At 72.2% G+C, this 16,183-nt stretch carries 16 protein-coding genes; 11 read left to right on the top strand and 5 right to left on the bottom strand.

Translation table 11 applies throughout. The features are described from left to right. Positions 1–35: 35 nt before the first annotated feature. Both ACY0MJ_RS18380 and ACY0MJ_RS18375 read left to right on the top strand, forming a co-directional pair. The gene (locus ACY0MJ_RS18380; RefSeq protein WP_462639988.1) at positions 36–377 is read left to right on the top strand and encodes a hypothetical protein; all 342 of its coding nucleotides are present in this window, start codon (positions 36–38) and stop codon (positions 375–377) included. Between the two features lie 5 nt (positions 378–382). Continuing rightward, positions 383–2,119: a RecQ family ATP-dependent DNA helicase gene (locus ACY0MJ_RS18375; RefSeq protein ID WP_462639987.1), complete on the top strand. Its 1,737-nt coding sequence runs from the start codon at positions 383–385 to the stop codon at positions 2,117–2,119. A 3-nt stretch (positions 2,120–2,122) separates the two neighbouring features. Here the strand turns inward: ACY0MJ_RS18375 and ACY0MJ_RS18370 are convergent, their stop codons facing one another. Further along, positions 2,123–2,761, bottom strand: coding sequence for a hypothetical protein (locus ACY0MJ_RS18370; RefSeq protein ID WP_462639986.1), 639 nt, complete (start codon positions 2,759–2,761; stop codon positions 2,123–2,125). A gap of 143 nt (positions 2,762–2,904) precedes the next feature. On the opposite strand from ACY0MJ_RS18370, the gene ACY0MJ_RS18365 reads away from it, so the two are divergent. The 5 genes from ACY0MJ_RS18365 (at position 2,905) to ACY0MJ_RS18345 (ending at position 8,214) form a co-directional block, all read left to right on the top strand. After that, positions 2,905–3,624 carry a response regulator transcription factor gene (locus ACY0MJ_RS18365; protein WP_462639985.1) on the top strand — a complete coding sequence of 240 codons (720 nt, stop codon included), beginning with the start codon at positions 2,905–2,907 and terminating at the stop codon, positions 3,622–3,624. After that, the gene (locus ACY0MJ_RS18360; RefSeq protein ID WP_462639984.1) at positions 3,621–5,723 is read left to right on the top strand and encodes an ATP-binding protein; all 2,103 of its coding nucleotides are present in this window, start codon (positions 3,621–3,623) and stop codon (positions 5,721–5,723) included. Before ACY0MJ_RS18365 ends, ACY0MJ_RS18360 begins: the two co-directional genes overlap by 4 nt. A 47-nt stretch (positions 5,724–5,770) precedes the next feature. Then, positions 5,771–6,490: a D-Ala-D-Ala carboxypeptidase family metallohydrolase gene (locus tag ACY0MJ_RS18355; RefSeq protein WP_462639983.1), complete on the top strand. Its 720-nt coding sequence runs from the start codon at positions 5,771–5,773 to the stop codon at positions 6,488–6,490. Between the two features lie 100 nt (positions 6,491–6,590). Continuing rightward, entirely contained in the window at positions 6,591–7,754 is a 1,164-nt protein-coding gene (locus ACY0MJ_RS18350) for a methyl-accepting chemotaxis protein (protein WP_462639982.1), read from the top strand. Positions 7,755–8,010: 256 nt separating this feature from the next. After that, complete coding sequence (locus ACY0MJ_RS18345) at positions 8,011–8,214, top strand: hypothetical protein (protein ID WP_462639981.1); 204 nt, start codon at positions 8,011–8,013, stop codon at positions 8,212–8,214. 1 nt (position 8,215) lies between these two features. Here ACY0MJ_RS18345 and ACY0MJ_RS18340 read toward each other — a convergent pair whose 3' ends face one another. Next, positions 8,216–8,776 carry a hemerythrin domain-containing protein gene (locus ACY0MJ_RS18340; RefSeq protein ID WP_462639980.1) on the bottom strand — a complete coding sequence of 187 codons (561 nt, stop codon included), beginning with the start codon at positions 8,774–8,776 and terminating at the stop codon, positions 8,216–8,218. A gap of 136 nt (positions 8,777–8,912) precedes the next feature. Here ACY0MJ_RS18340 and ACY0MJ_RS18335 point away from each other — a divergent pair, with 136 nt between their 5' ends. From ACY0MJ_RS18335 to ACY0MJ_RS18325, 3 genes are all read left to right on the top strand, one after another. After that, positions 8,913–9,728, top strand: coding sequence for an enoyl-CoA hydratase (locus ACY0MJ_RS18335; protein WP_462639979.1), 816 nt, complete (start codon positions 8,913–8,915; stop codon positions 9,726–9,728). 1 nt (position 9,729) lies between these two features. Next, complete coding sequence (locus tag ACY0MJ_RS18330) at positions 9,730–10,701, top strand: zinc-binding dehydrogenase (protein ID WP_462639978.1); 972 nt, start codon at positions 9,730–9,732, stop codon at positions 10,699–10,701. Positions 10,702–10,844: 143 nt separating this feature from the next. Next, on the top strand, positions 10,845–11,201 hold the full coding sequence (locus ACY0MJ_RS18325) for an endonuclease domain-containing protein (RefSeq protein WP_462639977.1): 357 nt from the start codon (positions 10,845–10,847) through the stop codon (positions 11,199–11,201). 123 nt (positions 11,202–11,324) lie between these two features. Here the strand turns inward: ACY0MJ_RS18325 and ACY0MJ_RS18320 are convergent, their stop codons facing one another. Further along, on the bottom strand, positions 11,325–12,572 hold the full coding sequence (locus tag ACY0MJ_RS18320; RefSeq protein ID WP_462639976.1) for a cation:proton antiporter: 1,248 nt from the start codon (positions 12,570–12,572) through the stop codon (positions 11,325–11,327). A 53-nt stretch (positions 12,573–12,625) separates the two neighbouring features. On the opposite strand from ACY0MJ_RS18320, the gene ACY0MJ_RS18315 reads away from it, so the two are divergent. Continuing rightward, entirely contained in the window at positions 12,626–13,282 is a 657-nt protein-coding gene (locus ACY0MJ_RS18315; RefSeq protein WP_462639975.1) for an HAD family hydrolase, read from the top strand. Here the strand turns inward: ACY0MJ_RS18315 and ACY0MJ_RS18310 are convergent. Together ACY0MJ_RS18310 and ACY0MJ_RS18305 are read right to left on the bottom strand one after the other, a co-directional pair. Beyond that, a complete protein-coding gene (locus tag ACY0MJ_RS18310) occupies positions 13,245–15,221 on the bottom strand; it encodes an aconitase family protein (protein ID WP_462639974.1) in 1,977 nt (658 codons plus the stop codon). The genes ACY0MJ_RS18315 and ACY0MJ_RS18310 overlap by 38 nt on opposite strands. Further along, on the bottom strand, positions 15,218–16,120 hold the full coding sequence (locus ACY0MJ_RS18305) for a LysR family transcriptional regulator (protein ID WP_462639973.1): 903 nt from the start codon (positions 16,118–16,120) through the stop codon (positions 15,218–15,220). Before ACY0MJ_RS18305 ends, ACY0MJ_RS18310 begins: the two co-directional genes overlap by 4 nt. Positions 16,121–16,183 lie beyond the last annotated feature (63 nt).

The raw sequence follows: 16,183 nt of genomic DNA, 5'->3' as shown, positions 1-16,183 counted from the left end.
ACTGGACGCATCACCCATCCGGAAGGAGAGCCACCATGGCGTACAGCAGCATCCTCGGCGGCGAAGTGGCGCCGCAGGAACCCCAGGGCCGCGGGGCCGAGCGCCTGGGGCCCAGCAACAACTCCGACAGCGGCAGCGACACCATCGGCACGATCGAGCAGCACGAGGAGAGCACCGACGCCTTCGGCACGGGCGAGCGCGGCGCGGTCGCCGGCGCGGACACGGAGCCCGGCTCCGACATCTTGCCCGACCACGTGGTGAACCTGGCCGAGGGCAAGGGCTTCCCCGAAGCCGATCCCGACAGCACCGAACTGACCGACCTCGACGCCGAGGAACCGGGCCTGGGCGACGGCGCCTCGCCGGACGACGAGCGCTGAGCCGCATGGGCCGCGGCACGTCGCCAGCCGCCGCCATGCGGCGCGCGCGCTCCGTGCTGCGCGACACCTTCGGGCTGGCGCGGCTGCGGCCCGGCCAGTCCGCCGTGATCGAGCGGGTGCTGGCGGGCCGATCGACGCTGGCCGTGATGCCCACGGGCGCCGGCAAGTCCCTGTGCTACCAGCTGCCCGCCCTGCTGCTGCAGGGCCGCACCATCGTCATCTCGCCCCTGATCGCGCTGATGAAGGACCAGTGCGAGTCGCTGCGCGAGCTGGGCATCGCCGCGGTGCAGGTGAACAGCGCGATCGACAGCGACGAAGCGCGCGCCGCGGAACAGGCGGTGGCGGACGGCAGCGCCCGCATCGTGATGACCACGCCGGAGCGCCTGGCGGATCCGGAGTTCCTCGACATGCTCGCGGCGCACCCGGTGGCGCTGCTCGCCGTCGACGAGGCGCACTGCATCTCGCACTGGGGGCACGACTTCCGCCCGGCCTTCCTGGAGATCGCGCACGCGCTGCCGGGCCTGGGCAAGCCGGTCGTGCTGGCGCTCACGGCGACGGCGACCGACGAGATCGCGCAGGACATCTGCAAACAGCTGGGGATCCCCGAGGATGGCGTGGTCAACACCAGCGCCTACCGCCGCAACCTGGACCTGCGCGTCGTGCCGGTCGCGCGCGAGGCCGACAAGACGGCGCAGGTGCTGAAGATGGTACGGTCGCTGCCGGGCAGCGGCATCGTCTACTGCGCCACCGTGAAGGCGGCCGAGGCCGTGCACGCCGCGCTGCTGCAGGCCGACGAGGCCGCGGGCCTGTACCACGGCAAGCTCGGCGCGGCCGAACGCGCCGAAGCGCAGGAAGCCTTCATGGAAGGCCGGCAGCGCGTGATGGTGGCCACCAACGCCTTCGGCCTGGGTATCGACAAGCCCGACATCCGCTTCGTGCTGCACTACCAGCTGCCGGCCACGCTGGAGGCCTACTACCAGGAAGCGGGACGCGCCGGCCGCGACGGAGAGACGGCCCGCTGCACGCTGCTGTTCCTGCGCGGCGACAAGGCGATCCAGCAGTTCTTCCTGGCCGGACGCTACCCAGGCGAGGAGGACGCGCTCGCCGTCGTGCAGGCCCTGCGCCAGGCGCCGGCCGATGCGCCCGCGTGGACGCTGCCGCTGCTGCAGGCGAAGCTGGGCCGCGCCAAATCGAAGCTGCAGGTCACGCTGGGCCTGCTGCGGCAGGACGGGATCGTCGCCGTCGGCCGGGACGGCAGCGTGCGCCTGCTGGACAAGCCCGCCACGGGCGCGCGCCTGCGCGAGCTGACCGAAGGCTACGGCCGCAAGCGCACGCTGGACCGCGACGCGCTGGAGCGCATGGTGTTCTATGCCCAGACCGGCCAGTGCCGCTGGCACGTGCTGCTGGAGCACCTGGAGGGCGAGTCGCCGTTCGAACGCTGCGGCCACTGCGACAACTGCCGGCGCATCGCCGCGCACGAAGCCGTGGTGGAGGAGCTGTTGCGGAAGAACGAGGAAGACAGGCCGCAGGCCGAGGAGGAGGAGGACGCCGGGCCGGCCTTCGCCCGCGGGGACCTCGTGGAAGTGCGCCGCTACGGGCGCGGGGTGGTGGAAGAAGCGACGGCGACCCAGGTCACCGTGGCCTTCGCCGACCGCAGCCGGCGCAGCTTCCTGCCGGAATATGTCAAGCGGGCACGTGCACCGAAACGGAAAGTCGAGACCATTTCCGCCCCGGCCTCCTGATGCTCAACACCCATGCGCCGGCAATTCCGCCGTCGGCAAATTCTGCCCCGGCCGCGCCTGCGACGACAGCAGCAGGTAGGTCATCCCCTCGTCCACGTCCACCAGGAAATCCGGCTTCGCATCCCCGTCGAGGTCCGCCACCGCCCGCACGCTGGTCTCCGCCCCGCGCGGCCCCAGCAGGTAGGTGTACGTGTGGCCGGAGTAGCCGACGGCGTACTGCACGCCGGCCGGGACCTCCTCCACCCGCAGGCTGAAGCGGATCGGCCCCAGCGCCATCTCGTGGTGCCGCCGGACCTGCGGCTGCTGCAGCACCTCCAGGTGGCGGTAGCTCCCGCGCAGCCCGGTCTTCAGCGCCGTGCCGGGCAGGCGGAAGAACAGCGCGCCGAAGGGCACGGCCGCGGCCTCCGTGGGCCGCACCGACTCCACCTCGATGCCTTCCTCCTTCGGCACCAGCCGGTACCAGCCGTCCTCGGGCCAGGGCCCGGTGCTGGCGGTGACGACTTCCTCCTCCCAGGTCAGGGCGTCCAGCAGCAGGCCCTGCTCCGGCCGGGCGCTGGCCCACAGGGACGCGGCGGCGACGCCGGCGGCGCTGACCAGCGCGAAGCGGACCAGGGCCCGGGCGATCGATTGGCGGCTTTCCATCGTGCATCTCCTTGTCGTTGGCGATGGCAGCCATTCTTCGAACCGGGCCGCGAAGGAACAATGCGGCCGCGGGGCGCCTTCGTTCACGCCGCGGAAGAAATCTTCCGCACGCCCGCCAGCCCGGCCGCTCGATAATGGGCCGCATGCCGCGCGTCGCCGTCATCGAGGACGACCTCCCCACCAGCAAGCAGCTGGCGGGGTGGATCCGCGCGGCCCGTCCCGGCATCGAGGTGGACCAGTGGTTCGACCGCGATTCGGCCGAGGCCGCCCTCGCGCGCGAGCAGTACGACGTCGTGCTGCTGGACATCGAGCTGGGGCGCGAGCGCCACGCCGGCGTCGCCCTGATCAACGAGATCAACAAGCGCGGCTCGGGCGTGCCGGTGCTGGTGGTGTCGGCGATGCCGGCCGCCATCTACCGCAGCATCATGAAGGCGCTCGATGCCTGGGACTACCTGCAGAAGACCACCTTCGAGGAAGCCGACTTCATCGAGACCTTCCTGGAGCTGCTGCGCGTGGCGCGCGAGCGCGGCGCGCAGCAGGAGCCCGCCGCCGCCGACGCCGGTGAGCTGGCGCTCGATCCGCTGTGGCAGCGCACGCCCACCTGGCGCGGCGAGCGCATCAACCTGCCGCTGACGGCGCAGCGCATCCTGGCCACGCTGTACCAGCGGCGCGGCGAGGTTGTTTCGTACGAGGAGCTGTTCGAGGTGGTCAAGAGCGGCCGCAACCGCGACAACGTCCGCAAGCACGTGGCGACCATCCGCGACGCCTTCCGCGAGGTCGACCCGGGCTTCGAGGCCATCGAGAACGTGCCGATGCGCGGCTTCCGCTGGAGCGACGCCGCGCCCAAGAAGCCGCGGCCATGAAGCGTCCGCCGCTGCTGGCGCACCTGCCGCAGCCGCGGCGGGAGCCCCGCCTGGGCCTGGCCTCGTTCCGCCGCCGGCTGCTGTTCCGCGGCGTGTTCCTGCTGCTGGCCGTCGCGACGCTCGCGCTCGCCGTCGTCCTGCTGCAGGACGAGAAGGAGCGCAGCTACCGCAACTACCAGCAGGCCTTCCGCAAGACGCAGTCCGACCTGATGGCGCGCCTGCGCCAGCCGGCCGGCCAGCTCGCCCTGCTGAACCCCGACGCCGGCCGCCTGGCGCTGCCGCTGCGCCCGCTCGTGCTGCCCTACCCTGCGCTCGACTTCGACGACCCGGGCAAGGTGCAGCAGGCCGTGGACGTGGCCGGCTGCTCGGTGATCTACCCGGACGACAGCGCGCTGTGCGTGGCCGTGGGCAACAACGCCTATTCGGGCGGCTTCCTGTACCTGGTCGGCAGCTTCCTCGCCGGCGAGCTGGTGGGGCGCGAGCCGGGCCTGTCCGACGTGGAAGCGGTGCACCACGCGCGCATCCGCGTGGAGATGCGCGGCGAGCTGCGCAGCTGGGTCGCACCCTTCGAGCGCCTGTCCATGCGCGGCGAGCCGCTGGTGCGCGGCCGCCTCACGGCCTACCCGGTGCCCCGCGAGCCGGCGCTGGTGCCGCAGCCGCGCCCGGTGCGCGACTTCCGCGGCTGGGTGTGGCAGAGCGCCGCCTGCTCCGGCGCCGGCGAACTGCCCGACTGCATGCGGCGCGTCTCGTACGCGATGCGCCTGCCGCTCGAGGGCTTCCGCGCGGCGCTGTCCTCGGGCCGGCCGCCCTGGCCGCCGCCGGACCTGGACCGCATCCGCGTGCACCTGCAGATGCTCGCGCCCGGCGGGGCGCCGCTGTTCGACAGCAATACGGAGGGCGCGGTGGCGCCGCCCTCGCTGCAGGACCTGGGGCGGTTGCTGCAGCCCGGCGAGGTGCTGTCCATCCGCCACGCGGACGCGAAGCAGGCGCCGGTGGCGACCATCAAGGCGCGCGACGACGGCCCGGAGCGCAGCTCCCCGCTGATCCTGCGGCTGATCGACCTGCTGCCGGTGGCCTCGCGTCCCGGCACCATCACGGCGCGCGAGACCATCGCCACGCCGCTGGGCAACTACGAGGTGCGCCTGAGCGGCGACGCGCGCGGCATCGACCGCGGCCTGGGCGTGATCGCCACGCGCATGTCCTGGTACGTGGCGGCGATGCTGGGCGCGATCGTGATCGCCTGGCTGGTGATCGAGGTCGGCCTGATCCGCCGCATCGCCGTGCTCACGCGGCGCGCCGCCGCCGTGTCCGACAACGTGCAGCGCGACGCGTCCGGCGACGCGGGCATCGTGCAGCTGGACGTGTCCGACCTGCGCGGCAGGGACGAACTGGGCATCCTGGCCGGCGGCCTCGCCGACCTGCTGCAACGGGTGAAGAGCGACCTGCAGCGCGAACAGGTGCGCGCCCAGCGCGAGCGCGACATGCTGCAGGCCGTCGGCCACGAGATCCTGTCGCCGCTGCAGTCGCTGATGGTGCTGCACCCGGATGCCGAGGACCCGGCGCACCGCTACGTGCAGCGCATGCAGCAGGCCGTGCGCGTGCTGTACGGGCAGGCCTCGCCGAGCGAGGCGCTGGCCGCCGCGCAGCTGGAGCTCGCGCCGCTGGACCTCGACGGCTTCCTGGCCGACGTCGCCGCCAATGCGCACTTCGCCAACGTCAGCGACGTGCGCTACACAGCGCTGGGCGCGCCGGTGATGGTGCGGGCCGACGCCTTCTCGCTGGAGGACGTGGTGACGCACATCCTGCGCAACGCCCAGCGCCACCGCCGCGAGGGCACGCCGATCACCTTGACGCTGCAGCGGCGCGACGGCTTCGCCGTGATCGGCATCCACAACGAGGGGCCGGAGATTCCCGCCCCGCTGCTCGCCCGCATCTTCGACTACGGCGTCAGCGAGAAGGGCGCGGCCGAGGGGCCGGAGCGGCGCGGCCAGGGCCTGTTCGTGGCCCGCACCTACATGGCCAAGATGGGCGGCAGCATCCGCGCCGCCAACACGGCCGGCGGCGTGCTGTTCGAACTCTCCTTCCCGCTCGCCGGCTGAGCCGCGCGGCTGCCCGCGTCCGCGGGGCCTGCGCTAGGCTTGCGCGGATGCCAAGCCTGCGCACCCTGCCTCAGCCGTGGCTGTGGGCCGCCCCGCTGCTGGCCGTGCTGGCCGCATGCTCGCCGCGCCAGGCGCCGCCACCCGCGCCCGCCCCCGCGCCGGCTCCTGCACCGGCACCGGCGCCACCGCAGCCGCCCGCGCGGATGCCGGTGCCGGTCCCCGCGCCCACGCCGCCGCTGGCCGACGCCGAGCGCGACGCGGTGCTGTTCGCGATCTGGCGCGGCTCTCACGCGCGGCAGGTGGACACCTTCGAGGAGTTCCTTGTGCAGTCCGGCGTGGCGGGTATCGTGCCCACCTACCAGCTGCTGCGCAGCGCCTCGGACTGGAAGAAGTGCCATGCCGACCCCTTCCAGGTCCCGCCGGCGGCGCTCTGGCCGCGCGTGCGCGACGTGCTGCGGCTCGTGCGCGTGCTGCAGCAGCGCGGCGTGCTGCCGGCCGTGGAGGTGGTGTCGGCCTACCGTGACCGTCGCCTGAACCGCTGCGCCGGCGGCGCGCCGGGCAGCGCGCACCTCAAGTCGTTCGCGATCGACATCGCGCCGCTCACGCGCGCCGACGGCGATCGCCTCTGCCGCTTCTGGCGCGAGGAAGGCAAGGACTGGGACATGGGCGTGAGCCGCTACCCCAGCGGCCGGGTCCATATCGACCGCAACGGCTACCGCACCTGGGGCGCGAGCCACAAGCGCGCAAGCAGCTACTGCCTCGATTGACAAGCCCCCGTTTGCGGGATTGCAACGGCGGGGCCGCCGTGATGCGGCCACGAGGGCAAGCTGTGCGACAGTCGCGAGGCTACGAGAAGAAAAGCCCGACATGAACTTTCGTTTATCCGTCATCACCAAGCTGTACCTCATGCTGGCGTTGCTGCTCGCCGGCATGCTCGCCGTCGCCGCCTATGCCTGGGACTTCGTGCCGCTGGACGAGCGCGAGGCCTTCCTCACCGGCTGCGCCGCCATCATCGCGGGCGTGATGCTCGTCGGCGTGGTGATGCGCCTGTCGATCCGCAGCGGCATCATCGCCAACCTGCGCGCGGCCTCGCACGTGATCGGCCGCGTCGCCGAGGGCGACCTGACGGTGAAGGTCAACGTGCGCGCCTACGGCGAGACCGAGAAGATGCTGCGCGGCCTGGAACGCATGATCGCCGACCTCTCGGTGCTGGTGGGCGAGGTCAACCACAGCGCCGACAGCGTCGCTGCCGGCAGCGCGCGCATCGCCCGCGGCCACCGCGACCTCGCCGCGCGCAGCGAACACCAGGCCAGCACGCTGGAGGAAACGGCCAGCGCGATGGAGGAACTCACCGCCACCGTCTCCCAGAACGCCGACACGGCGCGCGCCGCGAGCCAGCTCGCGCGCGGCGCCGCCGAGGTGGCGGCGCGGGGCGGCCAGGTGGTGGGCGAAGTGGTGCGCACCATGGACGGCATCTCGGCCTCGGCCGGCCGCATCAGCGAGATCAGCGGCGTGATCGACGGCATCGCCTTCCAGACCAACCTGCTGGCGCTGAACGCCGCCGTGGAGGCGGCGCGCGCGGGCGAGCAGGGCCGCGGCTTCGCCGTGGTGGCCTCGGAAGTGCGCACGCTGGCGCAGCGCAGCGCCGACGCGGCGCGCGAGATCAAGACGCTGATCGCCGACTCCGTCGCGCAGGTGCAGGCCGGCCACGCGCTGGTCGCCGGCGCGGGGGAGACGATGCAGGAGATCGTCGCCTCGGTGCACAAGGTGAGCGACCTGATCGGCGAGATCGCGGCCGCGAGCCAGCAGCAAAGCGTGGGACTCGTGCAGGTGAACAGCGCGGTGGCGGAGATGGAGCACGGCGTGCAACAGAACGTGTCGCTCGTGCAGGAAGCGGCGCAGGCCACCGCCTCGCTCGCCGAGCAGGCCGATGCGCTGCTGCGCCTGGTCGCGCGCTTCCGCGTGGAGCGCGCCGAAGTGCTGCAGACCGTGGACGCGCCGCTGTCGCTGCCGATGCCGCTGCACGCCTGAAGCCACGCGCCGTCACCGGCGTCTACTACCAAGGTTCTCCACCAGGCCGCCCGCGTGCGCCACCGCGCACGCGGGCATGCGTCTTTGGCTGCCTCGACATAGGACGCGTCCTATCCTGCCTCAGCGCGGACGCGCCCGCGCGATGGCAAGCCGACTAGTCCCGGATGCAAGCTTGGACTATCGCGGCCGGCAGGTGCGTCGACCATCATGGATGCATGGAAAGGGCGAATGCCCGCATGGACCCAGGAGACGCGACATGACCGAATCCAGCGCCAACGCCTACCAACTGTGCTTCCGCTCGCTGTTCCACAGCGGCCGCGGCTACGCGTTTCCCTGCGACCCGCAGGGCCAGGTGAACCTGGACGGCATGAGCGAACGCGCCCGCAACAACTATTTCTACGCGCGCGCCATGGTCGGCCGCGAGCTGTCGGCCCCGGCGGTCGAGGCGGCGCTGCACTAGGCTAGATGTAGGCCGCGCGCGGCGGCGGCGCATGCCGCAGGTGCAGCGCCACGCCGAGTGCGGCCATGTGGTTCGCATTGCGTCCGAGGATCGCATCCGCCAGCGGCAGGAATTCCTCTTCCTCCAGCCGGGCATGCTCGGCGTAGAGGTCGGCCAGCCGGTCGACCTCGGCGCCGAACAGCGGGGCATCGTGCGCCCGGCCCGCCGCCGTCAGCGCCACGGCGGGGCGCAGCTTGCGCCAGGTGGCCTCGATCAGCCGGTGCTCGGCCGTCAGCTGCTCCACCAGCCCGCGCACCTGCGCGGCCTCGGCTTCGTCGCGGCAGCTGCGCAGCACCGACACGAACAGCTCCTGCTCCTCGTCGGCATGGTGCACCAGCACCACGTGGTCGAACAGCGCGAGCGTGGCCTTGGCCGTGGCCCGCGCGCGCGCCAGCGCGGCCGCCAGCTCGGGCAGCTCCTGCAAGTCCTGCAGGCCGTGCAGGATGCCGTCGTGCGCGCCGCGGAACTGCCGCAGCGGGGCCTGCAGGGCGGTGGCGGGCGAATCGGGAAGGCGCGGGTCCATGGTGATCTCCTTCGTGCCGCGAGGGCGCCAGGCCAGTCTGCGCGCCGCGCGGCGGGCCCGGTTTGACGCGCGTCAAGGGGCATTCAGCGGGAAAGCCCGGGTCCTCCGCTGGCGCGGCGCGTCCCATACTGGCCGGATGACCGAGGCTGCCGCACCCTACCGCTCGCCTTCCGAGCGGGTGCAGGCCTGGACCGAAGCGTCCACCCTGCACATCCGCTTCAACCATCCCGCGAAACACAACGCCCTGTCGGTGGACATGTGGCAGGCCGTGCCGCCGCTGCTGGCCCAGGCCGAGCAGGACGAGGCGATCCGGCTGGTGGTCTTCTCCGGCGCCGGCGACAAGGCCTTCGTCTCCGGCGCGGACATCTCGCAGTTCGAGGACATGCGCGCGGCGCGCGAGGCGGTGAAGCACTACGAGGCGATGGCCGAGGAAGCGCTGGCGGCCATCCAGCACTGCGCCAAGCCGACGCTGGCCTGCATCCGCGGCTTCTGCATCGGCGGCGGCGTGAACGTGGCGATCAGCTGCGACCTGCGCATCGCGAGCGAGGACGCGGTGTTCTCCATCCCCGCGGCGCGCCTGGGGCTGGGCTACCGCTACTCGGCGCTGAGGAACCTCGTGCACCTGGTGGGCGTCGGCGTGGCCAAGGACCTGTTCTACACGGCCCGCAAGATCGACGGCCACGAAGCGGCGCGCGTGGGCCTCGTCACGCGCGTGTGCAGCGCGGCGGAGCTGCCGGGCATGCTGGCGGAGTACACGGCGGCGCTGGCGGCCAACGCGCCGCTGACCGTGCGCGCCGGCAAGCGCATCATCGAGGAGATGCTCAAGGACGACGCCGACCTCGACCGCGACCTGTGCAAGCGGCTGATCCTCGACTGCTTCGAGAGCGAGGACTACGCCGAGGGCCGCCGGGCCTTCATGGAAAAACGCAAGCCCGTGTTCCGGGGGAGATGAGATGCAGAGCTGGTGGATGAACCCGAGCGAATCCGACATGCGCGTGGAACTGCGCGACACGCCCGTGCCGCAACCCGGCCCGCGCCAGCTGCTGGTGCGCGTGCGCGCGGCCGGCCTGAACCGCGGCGAATTCATCCTCGGCGGCCTCGCCAAGGCGGGCAACGCCAAGCCGCTGGGCCTGGAAGGCGCCGGCGAGGTCGTGCAGGTGGGCAGCGAGGTCACGGAGTTCAAGCCGGGGCAGCGGGTCTTCGGGCGCTTCCCGGGCGCGCTGGCCGAGTACGTGCTGGTCGACGTGACGCAGGCGCTGCCCGTGCCCGAAGGCCTGTCGATCGAGGAAGCGGGCAGCCTGCCGGCCACCTACATGGTCGCGCACGACATGCTCGTGCTGCAGGGTGGCCTGCAGGCCGGCGGCTGGCTGCTGGTCACGGGCGTCAGTTCGGGCGTCGGCGTCGCGTCGCTGCAGATCGCCAAGGCGCTGGGCGCGCGGGTGATCGGCACTTCGGGCTCGCGCGACAAGCTGGAGAAGCTGCGCGCGCAGGGGCTGGACGTCGCGGTCTGCACGCGCGGCCCCGACTTCCATGCGCAGGTGATGGACGCGACCGGCGGCGCGGGCGTGAACCTGGTCGTGAACAACGTCGGCGGCACGGTCTTCGCCGAGTGCGTGCGCTGCCTGGCCTTCGAAGGCCGGCTGGCGACGGTGGGCTACGTGGACAACGTGCTGAAGGCGGAGATCGACCTGCAGGCGCTGCATGCGAAGCGGCTCGTCCTGTTCGGCGTCTCGCAGAAGCAGACCAGCGCCGCGCAGAAGGCCGAGGGCATGCGCCAGTTCGCCGCGGACATGCTGCCGCTGGTGGAAGCCGGCAAGCTGAAGCCCATGATCGACAGCGTGTTCGCCTTCGACCAGCTGCCCGCGGCGCGGGCGCGGATGGAGGCGAACGCTCACGTGGGGAAGATCGTCATCGCGGGGGCTTAGGGTTCGCGCAAGGGACGGAGTGCCGGCCGAAGCCGGCCCGTTCTTCACTTCACAGGATTCCGCGCGCTCCGTACCTTCGCGGAGTGCCCCTTCCCGCCAACGCCGTGCCTTCCTCCCTCTCCCGCTCGCGGGAGAGGGCCGGGGTGAGGGCCCGCGCCCTCCGCCACTCCCCCACCGACGCCGAAAAGCGCCTCTGGTTCCAGCTCCGCAACCGCCAGCTCCTCGGCCTGAAATTCCGCCGCCAGCATCCGATCGGCCCCTACTTCGCGGACTTCGCGTGCGTGGAGATCGGGTTGGTGATCGAGCTGGATGGGGGGCAGCACGGGGAGCAGGAAGCGTATGACGGGAAGCGGGCGCGGGTGATGCGGGCGCTGGGGTTTCGGACATTGCGGTTCTGGAATCACGAGGTGTTGGTGGAGACGGAGGGGGTGATGGTGAGGATCGGGGAGGTGGCGATCGCCCTCACCCCGGCCCTCTCCCGCGAGCGGGAGAGGGAGTGAACAGCCGCCCTCACCCCCACCCTCTCCCGCAAGCGGGAGAGGGAGCAACAGCCGGCGGACCGTGACGCACCCTCTCCCGCTTGCGGGAGAGGGCTGGGGTGAGGGCCGGCGCGCGCCCACACCTCAGTTCGGCGCCGACAATCCCAGCCTCTCCAGCACCCACGGCAGCGTCGTCGCCTGCACCAGCAGGCTGAAGAACACCACCGCATACGTCCCCGTCACGAACGTATCCCGCGCCGCAAACTCCGGCAGCGTGAGCGCCAATGCGATCGAGATCCCGCCGCGCAGCCCGCCCCACGTGAGCACCTTCACCGCGTGCGGCGAGCGGCGCTTCAGCCACGGCCGCAGCAGCACCGCCGGCACGCCGACGCTCAGGAAGCGGCCGGCCAGCACCACCGGGACCAGCAGCAGGGTGGCGGCCCAGGCGACCTCGCCGCCGCTGAAGGCGAGCAGCTGCAACCCCACCAGCCCGAACAGCACCAGGTTCAGCACCTCGTCCATCAGGTCCCAGAAGGACAGCAGGTGCTCGCGCGTCTGTTCGCTCATCGCGCTGCGCACCCCGTGGTTGCCGATCACGAGGCCGGAGATGACCACCGTGAGCGGCGCCGAGACGTGCAGGCGCTCCGCCACGCTGTAGCCGGCCGTGGCCAGCGCCAGCGTGATGATGATCTCCACCGGGTAGCTGTTCACGCCGCGCAGCATGAAGAAGGCCAGGTAGCCGAGCACCAGCCCCAGCACGAGCGCGCCCGCGATCTCCTCGACCAGCAGCGTCGCGACGCCGGCCACCGAGGGCTCCGCCGAGCCCGTGGCGATGCCCAGCAGAACGAGGAAGGCGACCACGCCGGTGCCGTCGTTGAAGAGGCTCTCGCCGGCGATGTCGGTCTCCAGCGCCTTGGGCACGCCCGCCGTCTTGAGCACGCCCAGCACCGCGATCGGGTCGGTCGGCGAGATCAGGGCGCCGAAAAGCAGGCAGTGCACCAGGTCCACCCCCAGGCCGAGCGCGCGCAGCAGCCACCACGCGCCGCAGCCGACGATCACCGTGGAGAGCACCACGCCCACCGTGGACAGCACCAGAACCGGAAGCTTCTGCCGCTGCAGGTCGCCGATGTTGACGTGCAGGCTGCCCGCGAACAGCAGCACGCTCAGCAGCCCGTGCAGCACCAGGTCGGGAAAGTCGAAGCGCCCGGCCAGGCCCCGCGCCCACTCGGCGGCGCCGGGGACGGCGTTGCCGGCCAGCGCCATGGCGAGCGACACCAGCAGCCCCATGGCGGTGATGCCGATCGTCTCCGGCAGCCGCAGCACGCGGTGGTTGAAATAGCCCAGGACCGCGACGGCGGTGAGCAACACGGCGATGAGATCGAGGAAGGACATGTGCCCGCCGCCCACCTTAGCCGAAGCCCGCGCGGGCCGGGGACAATCGCGCGATGCCTCCTGCCTCCGCCCCCACCCGCGCCGTGCTCTTCGACCTCGGCGGCGTCGTGCTGGACATCGACTTCTCCCGGGCGATCGCGGCCTGGGCGCCGCACTCGCGCCTCCCTGCGGAGCAGTTGCGCGCCGCCTTCTCCGCCGACGAGCCCTTCCAGCAGCACGAGACCGGCCACCTCGACAACGACGGCTACTTCGCCCACCTGCGCCAACTGCTCGCGCTCGACTGTGAACTCGCGCACGTGCAGGCGGGGTTCAATTCCATCTTCGTCGGCGAGATCGAGGAAACGGTGCGCATGCTGGACGCGCTGCGCGCCACCGTGCCCTGCTATGCCATCAGCAACACCAACGCCGCCCACGTCGCCGAGATCCAGCGCGCGTTCCCGCGCCTGCTGCCGCGCTTCAGGCGCGTGTTCGCGTCCTACGAGATCGGCCACCGCAAGCCGCACCCGGCCGCGTTCACGCACGTGCTCGACGCGATCGGGCTGCCGGCGCCCGAGGTGCTGCTGTTCGACGACCTGCGGCCCAACATCGAAGCGGCCCGCGCGCTCGGCCTGCAGGCGGTGCGGGTGACCGGCCCCGCCGACGTGCGCGCCGCGCTCGCCGAGCGCGGCCTGCTCAGCGCGGACGCGCCTGCAGCTCCGCCCAGGAACTGAGCTCGCCGGCCAGCGCGCTGGCCATCACGGTCGCGGGGCTCGCCAGCCAGACCTGCCCCGGCCCCGAGCGGCCGGGGAAGTTGCGGTTGATCGCGCTCACCGTCACCTGCCCCGCATCGGTGGACGAGCCCGGCCCGCAGTTGGCGCAGGCACCGCAGGAAGGCTGCAGGATGCGTGCGCCCGCCGCCGCGAAGGTGCGGTCGTAGCCGCGCGCGACGCAGTAGTCGCGCACCGCCGTCGTGCCGTACTGCAGGAACAGCTGCACGCGCTCGGGCACCTTCAGCCCGCGCTCCAGTCCCCAGGCCAGCACCGCGTGGTACTGGTCGAAGTCCTCGCGCTTGCCGGCCGTGCAGGAACCGCCGTAGGCGATGTCGACCTGCACGCGCTCACGCACTTCGGACAGCGGCACGCCGTTGCCGGGATCGCCCGGCCGCGCCACCATCGGCGACAGCGCACTGCAGTCGACGCGGATCACCTCGCAGTACGTCGCGCCGGGGTCGCTCTTCATCCACGGCTGCAGCGCGAACGCGACGCCGCGCCGCTCCCGCAGGAAGCGCACCGTCTCCGCATCCGGTGCCACGATGCCCGTCAGCCCGCCGAGCTCCGCCGTCATGTTGGTCAGCGTCGCGCGCTCGTCGGTGGAGAGCGCCGCCAGCGCCGGTCCGGCGAACTCGAACACCTTGCCGACCCCGCCGCCCGCGCGGATGGAAGGAAGCTGCAGCAGGTGCAGCGCCACGTCCTTCGCCGCCACGCCGGGAGGCAGCGCGCCCTGCAGCTCGATGCGCAGCACCTGCGGCACCGTGATGCGGACCGCGCCGGTGACGAAGGCATTCGCCATGTCGGTGGTGCCGACGCCGAACGCGACGCAGCCGAGCGCGCCACTGTGCGGCGTGTGCGAATCGGTGCCCACCACCAGCTGGCCGGGCAGCGCGTAGTGCTCGGCCATCATCGCGTGCGAGATGCCGGCGACGTTGCTGCCGTCGTCCGCGCGCGCCTCGTCCTCGGTCAGCGTGCGGTGCGACCGCAGCCCGTAGTCGGCCACGAAGGCGCGCTGCGCCGCGCACATCGCCCGCATGTTGGGCAGCAGCGGCGTGCCCACGTGCGCCGGGCTTTCGCCGACGTAGGACGTGTGGTCCTCGAAGACGATGATGGACTGCGGATCGCGCAGCGCGAGCGGCCGGCCGAAGGCCGCATGCAGCATGTGCGCCGCCATGCCCGTGTAGTACTCGTGGATGAAGCGCCAGTCGGCCCGCACGAAGGCGCCCTCGCCCCGCTGCGGATCTTGCGCCGTCACCGGCGTGCGCAGCAGGTGGCGGCGCAGGATCTTCTCGAACAGCGTGAGCGGCCGCGCGGAGGCCGCCGCCTCGGCGGGCTGCGCCGAACGCAGGTGCGCCTGCCCGAAGGCGAGCAAGCCGCCGGCCCGCAGGATCGCCGCCGCCAGCGCGTCGCGTCCCGCCACCAGCTCGTCGACGGGGATCGCCTCGCCGCGCTGCAGACGCTCCACCAGCCCGAAGTCCGTCGACGTGAAGAGGCCGATGTTGTCCGCGTTCTGCCGGTAGATGCGCTCGAAGCTCTCGGCGATCACCAGCCGCACGCCGGCCAGCTTCTCCGCCGCCGGGCTGTGCTCGCGCGACGAGCCCTTGCCGTAGCGGCGTCCGGCCACCGTCACCTGGAAGCCCGCCGCCTGCACGGCGCCGACGCCGATCGGCCGCGTGCCGTCCTCGGCGGTGAAGCCGGTATAGGGAAAGCGCGCGAGCGAATCGTCGTAGTGCGACATGATGCGCACGGGCGAGATCTCGTCGGTGGAGACGTCGTCGCGCAGCGCGCCGGCGGCATCGCGCGTGAGATCGCGGCCGGCGAGCTGCGCGCGCACGGCGTCGCCGCTGCGCGCGAGGAACAGGATGCGCGGGGCGGGCCCGAGGTCCAGGCTGGAATTCATGATGGGGCTTGCGCGGCCAGGTAGTCCACCAGCAGCTGCGCCGCCGGTGCGAGCGCCTGGCCCTCGCGATGACAGAGGATGAAACGCCGCTCGGCCCAGGGTTCGGCCAGCGGGACGAGGCGCAGCCCCAGGGACTCGGCGCCGGGCGGCACCACCTCGCGCGGCACCAGGCTGATCGCCAGCCCGGCGCGCACGACGCGCAGCGCCGCCTCGAAGTTGGTCACCACCACGCGGTGGTTGAGCGTGCGGCCGCGCCGCGCCGCATGCCGCTGCAGCATCACCTGCACGGCGCTGTTCACGGGCAGGCTCACGTGCTCGTAGTCGAGCGTCTGCTCGAAGCGCAGCGACTTGCGGCCCTCGAGCGGATGCCCCTGCGGCACGGCCACGCACAAGGTGTCCTTGCGGTAGGGCCGGGTCTGCAGCCCGCCCACGTCGGCGGCGTCCCAGCACACGCCCAGCGAGGCCAGGCCTTCGCGCACGCCGCGCACGATCTCGGGGCTGACGCGCTCCTCCATGTCCACGCGGATCTTGCCGTGCGCGGGCTGGCGCAGGAAGGCGGCGACGTCGTCGGCCAGCGACTCCGTCATCGCCGACACCGAGGCGAGGATGCGCACCTGGCCGCGGCCGCCGGCCACGTAGGCCTCCATGTCGCGCTCGATGCGCTTCGCGCCATCGAGCATGCCGCGCGCGTGCTCCAGCAGCGTCTGCCCCGCGGCCGTGGGCACCACGCCATGGCGCTTGCGCACCAGCAGCGGCGTGCCCACCTGGTGCTCCAGCTGCGCCAGCCGCTTGCTGATCGCCGAGCCGACGATGCTGGCCTTCTCGCCGGCGCGCGCGATGTTGCCCGCCTCGCAGACGGAGACGAACAGGCGCAGGGTGGTGAGGTCGAGGTCGCGCAAGGTGTTCCGGATCGGAACGTCAGCGTTCCGGATTTGAGATGATCTAACGTTCCGGAAATTCTA

It is taken from the genome of Ramlibacter sp. bp-362 (genome assembly GCF_054956735.1).
The sequence above is the reverse complement of the archived record's forward strand: the minus strand, read 5'-3'. Positions and strand labels throughout refer to the sequence as shown.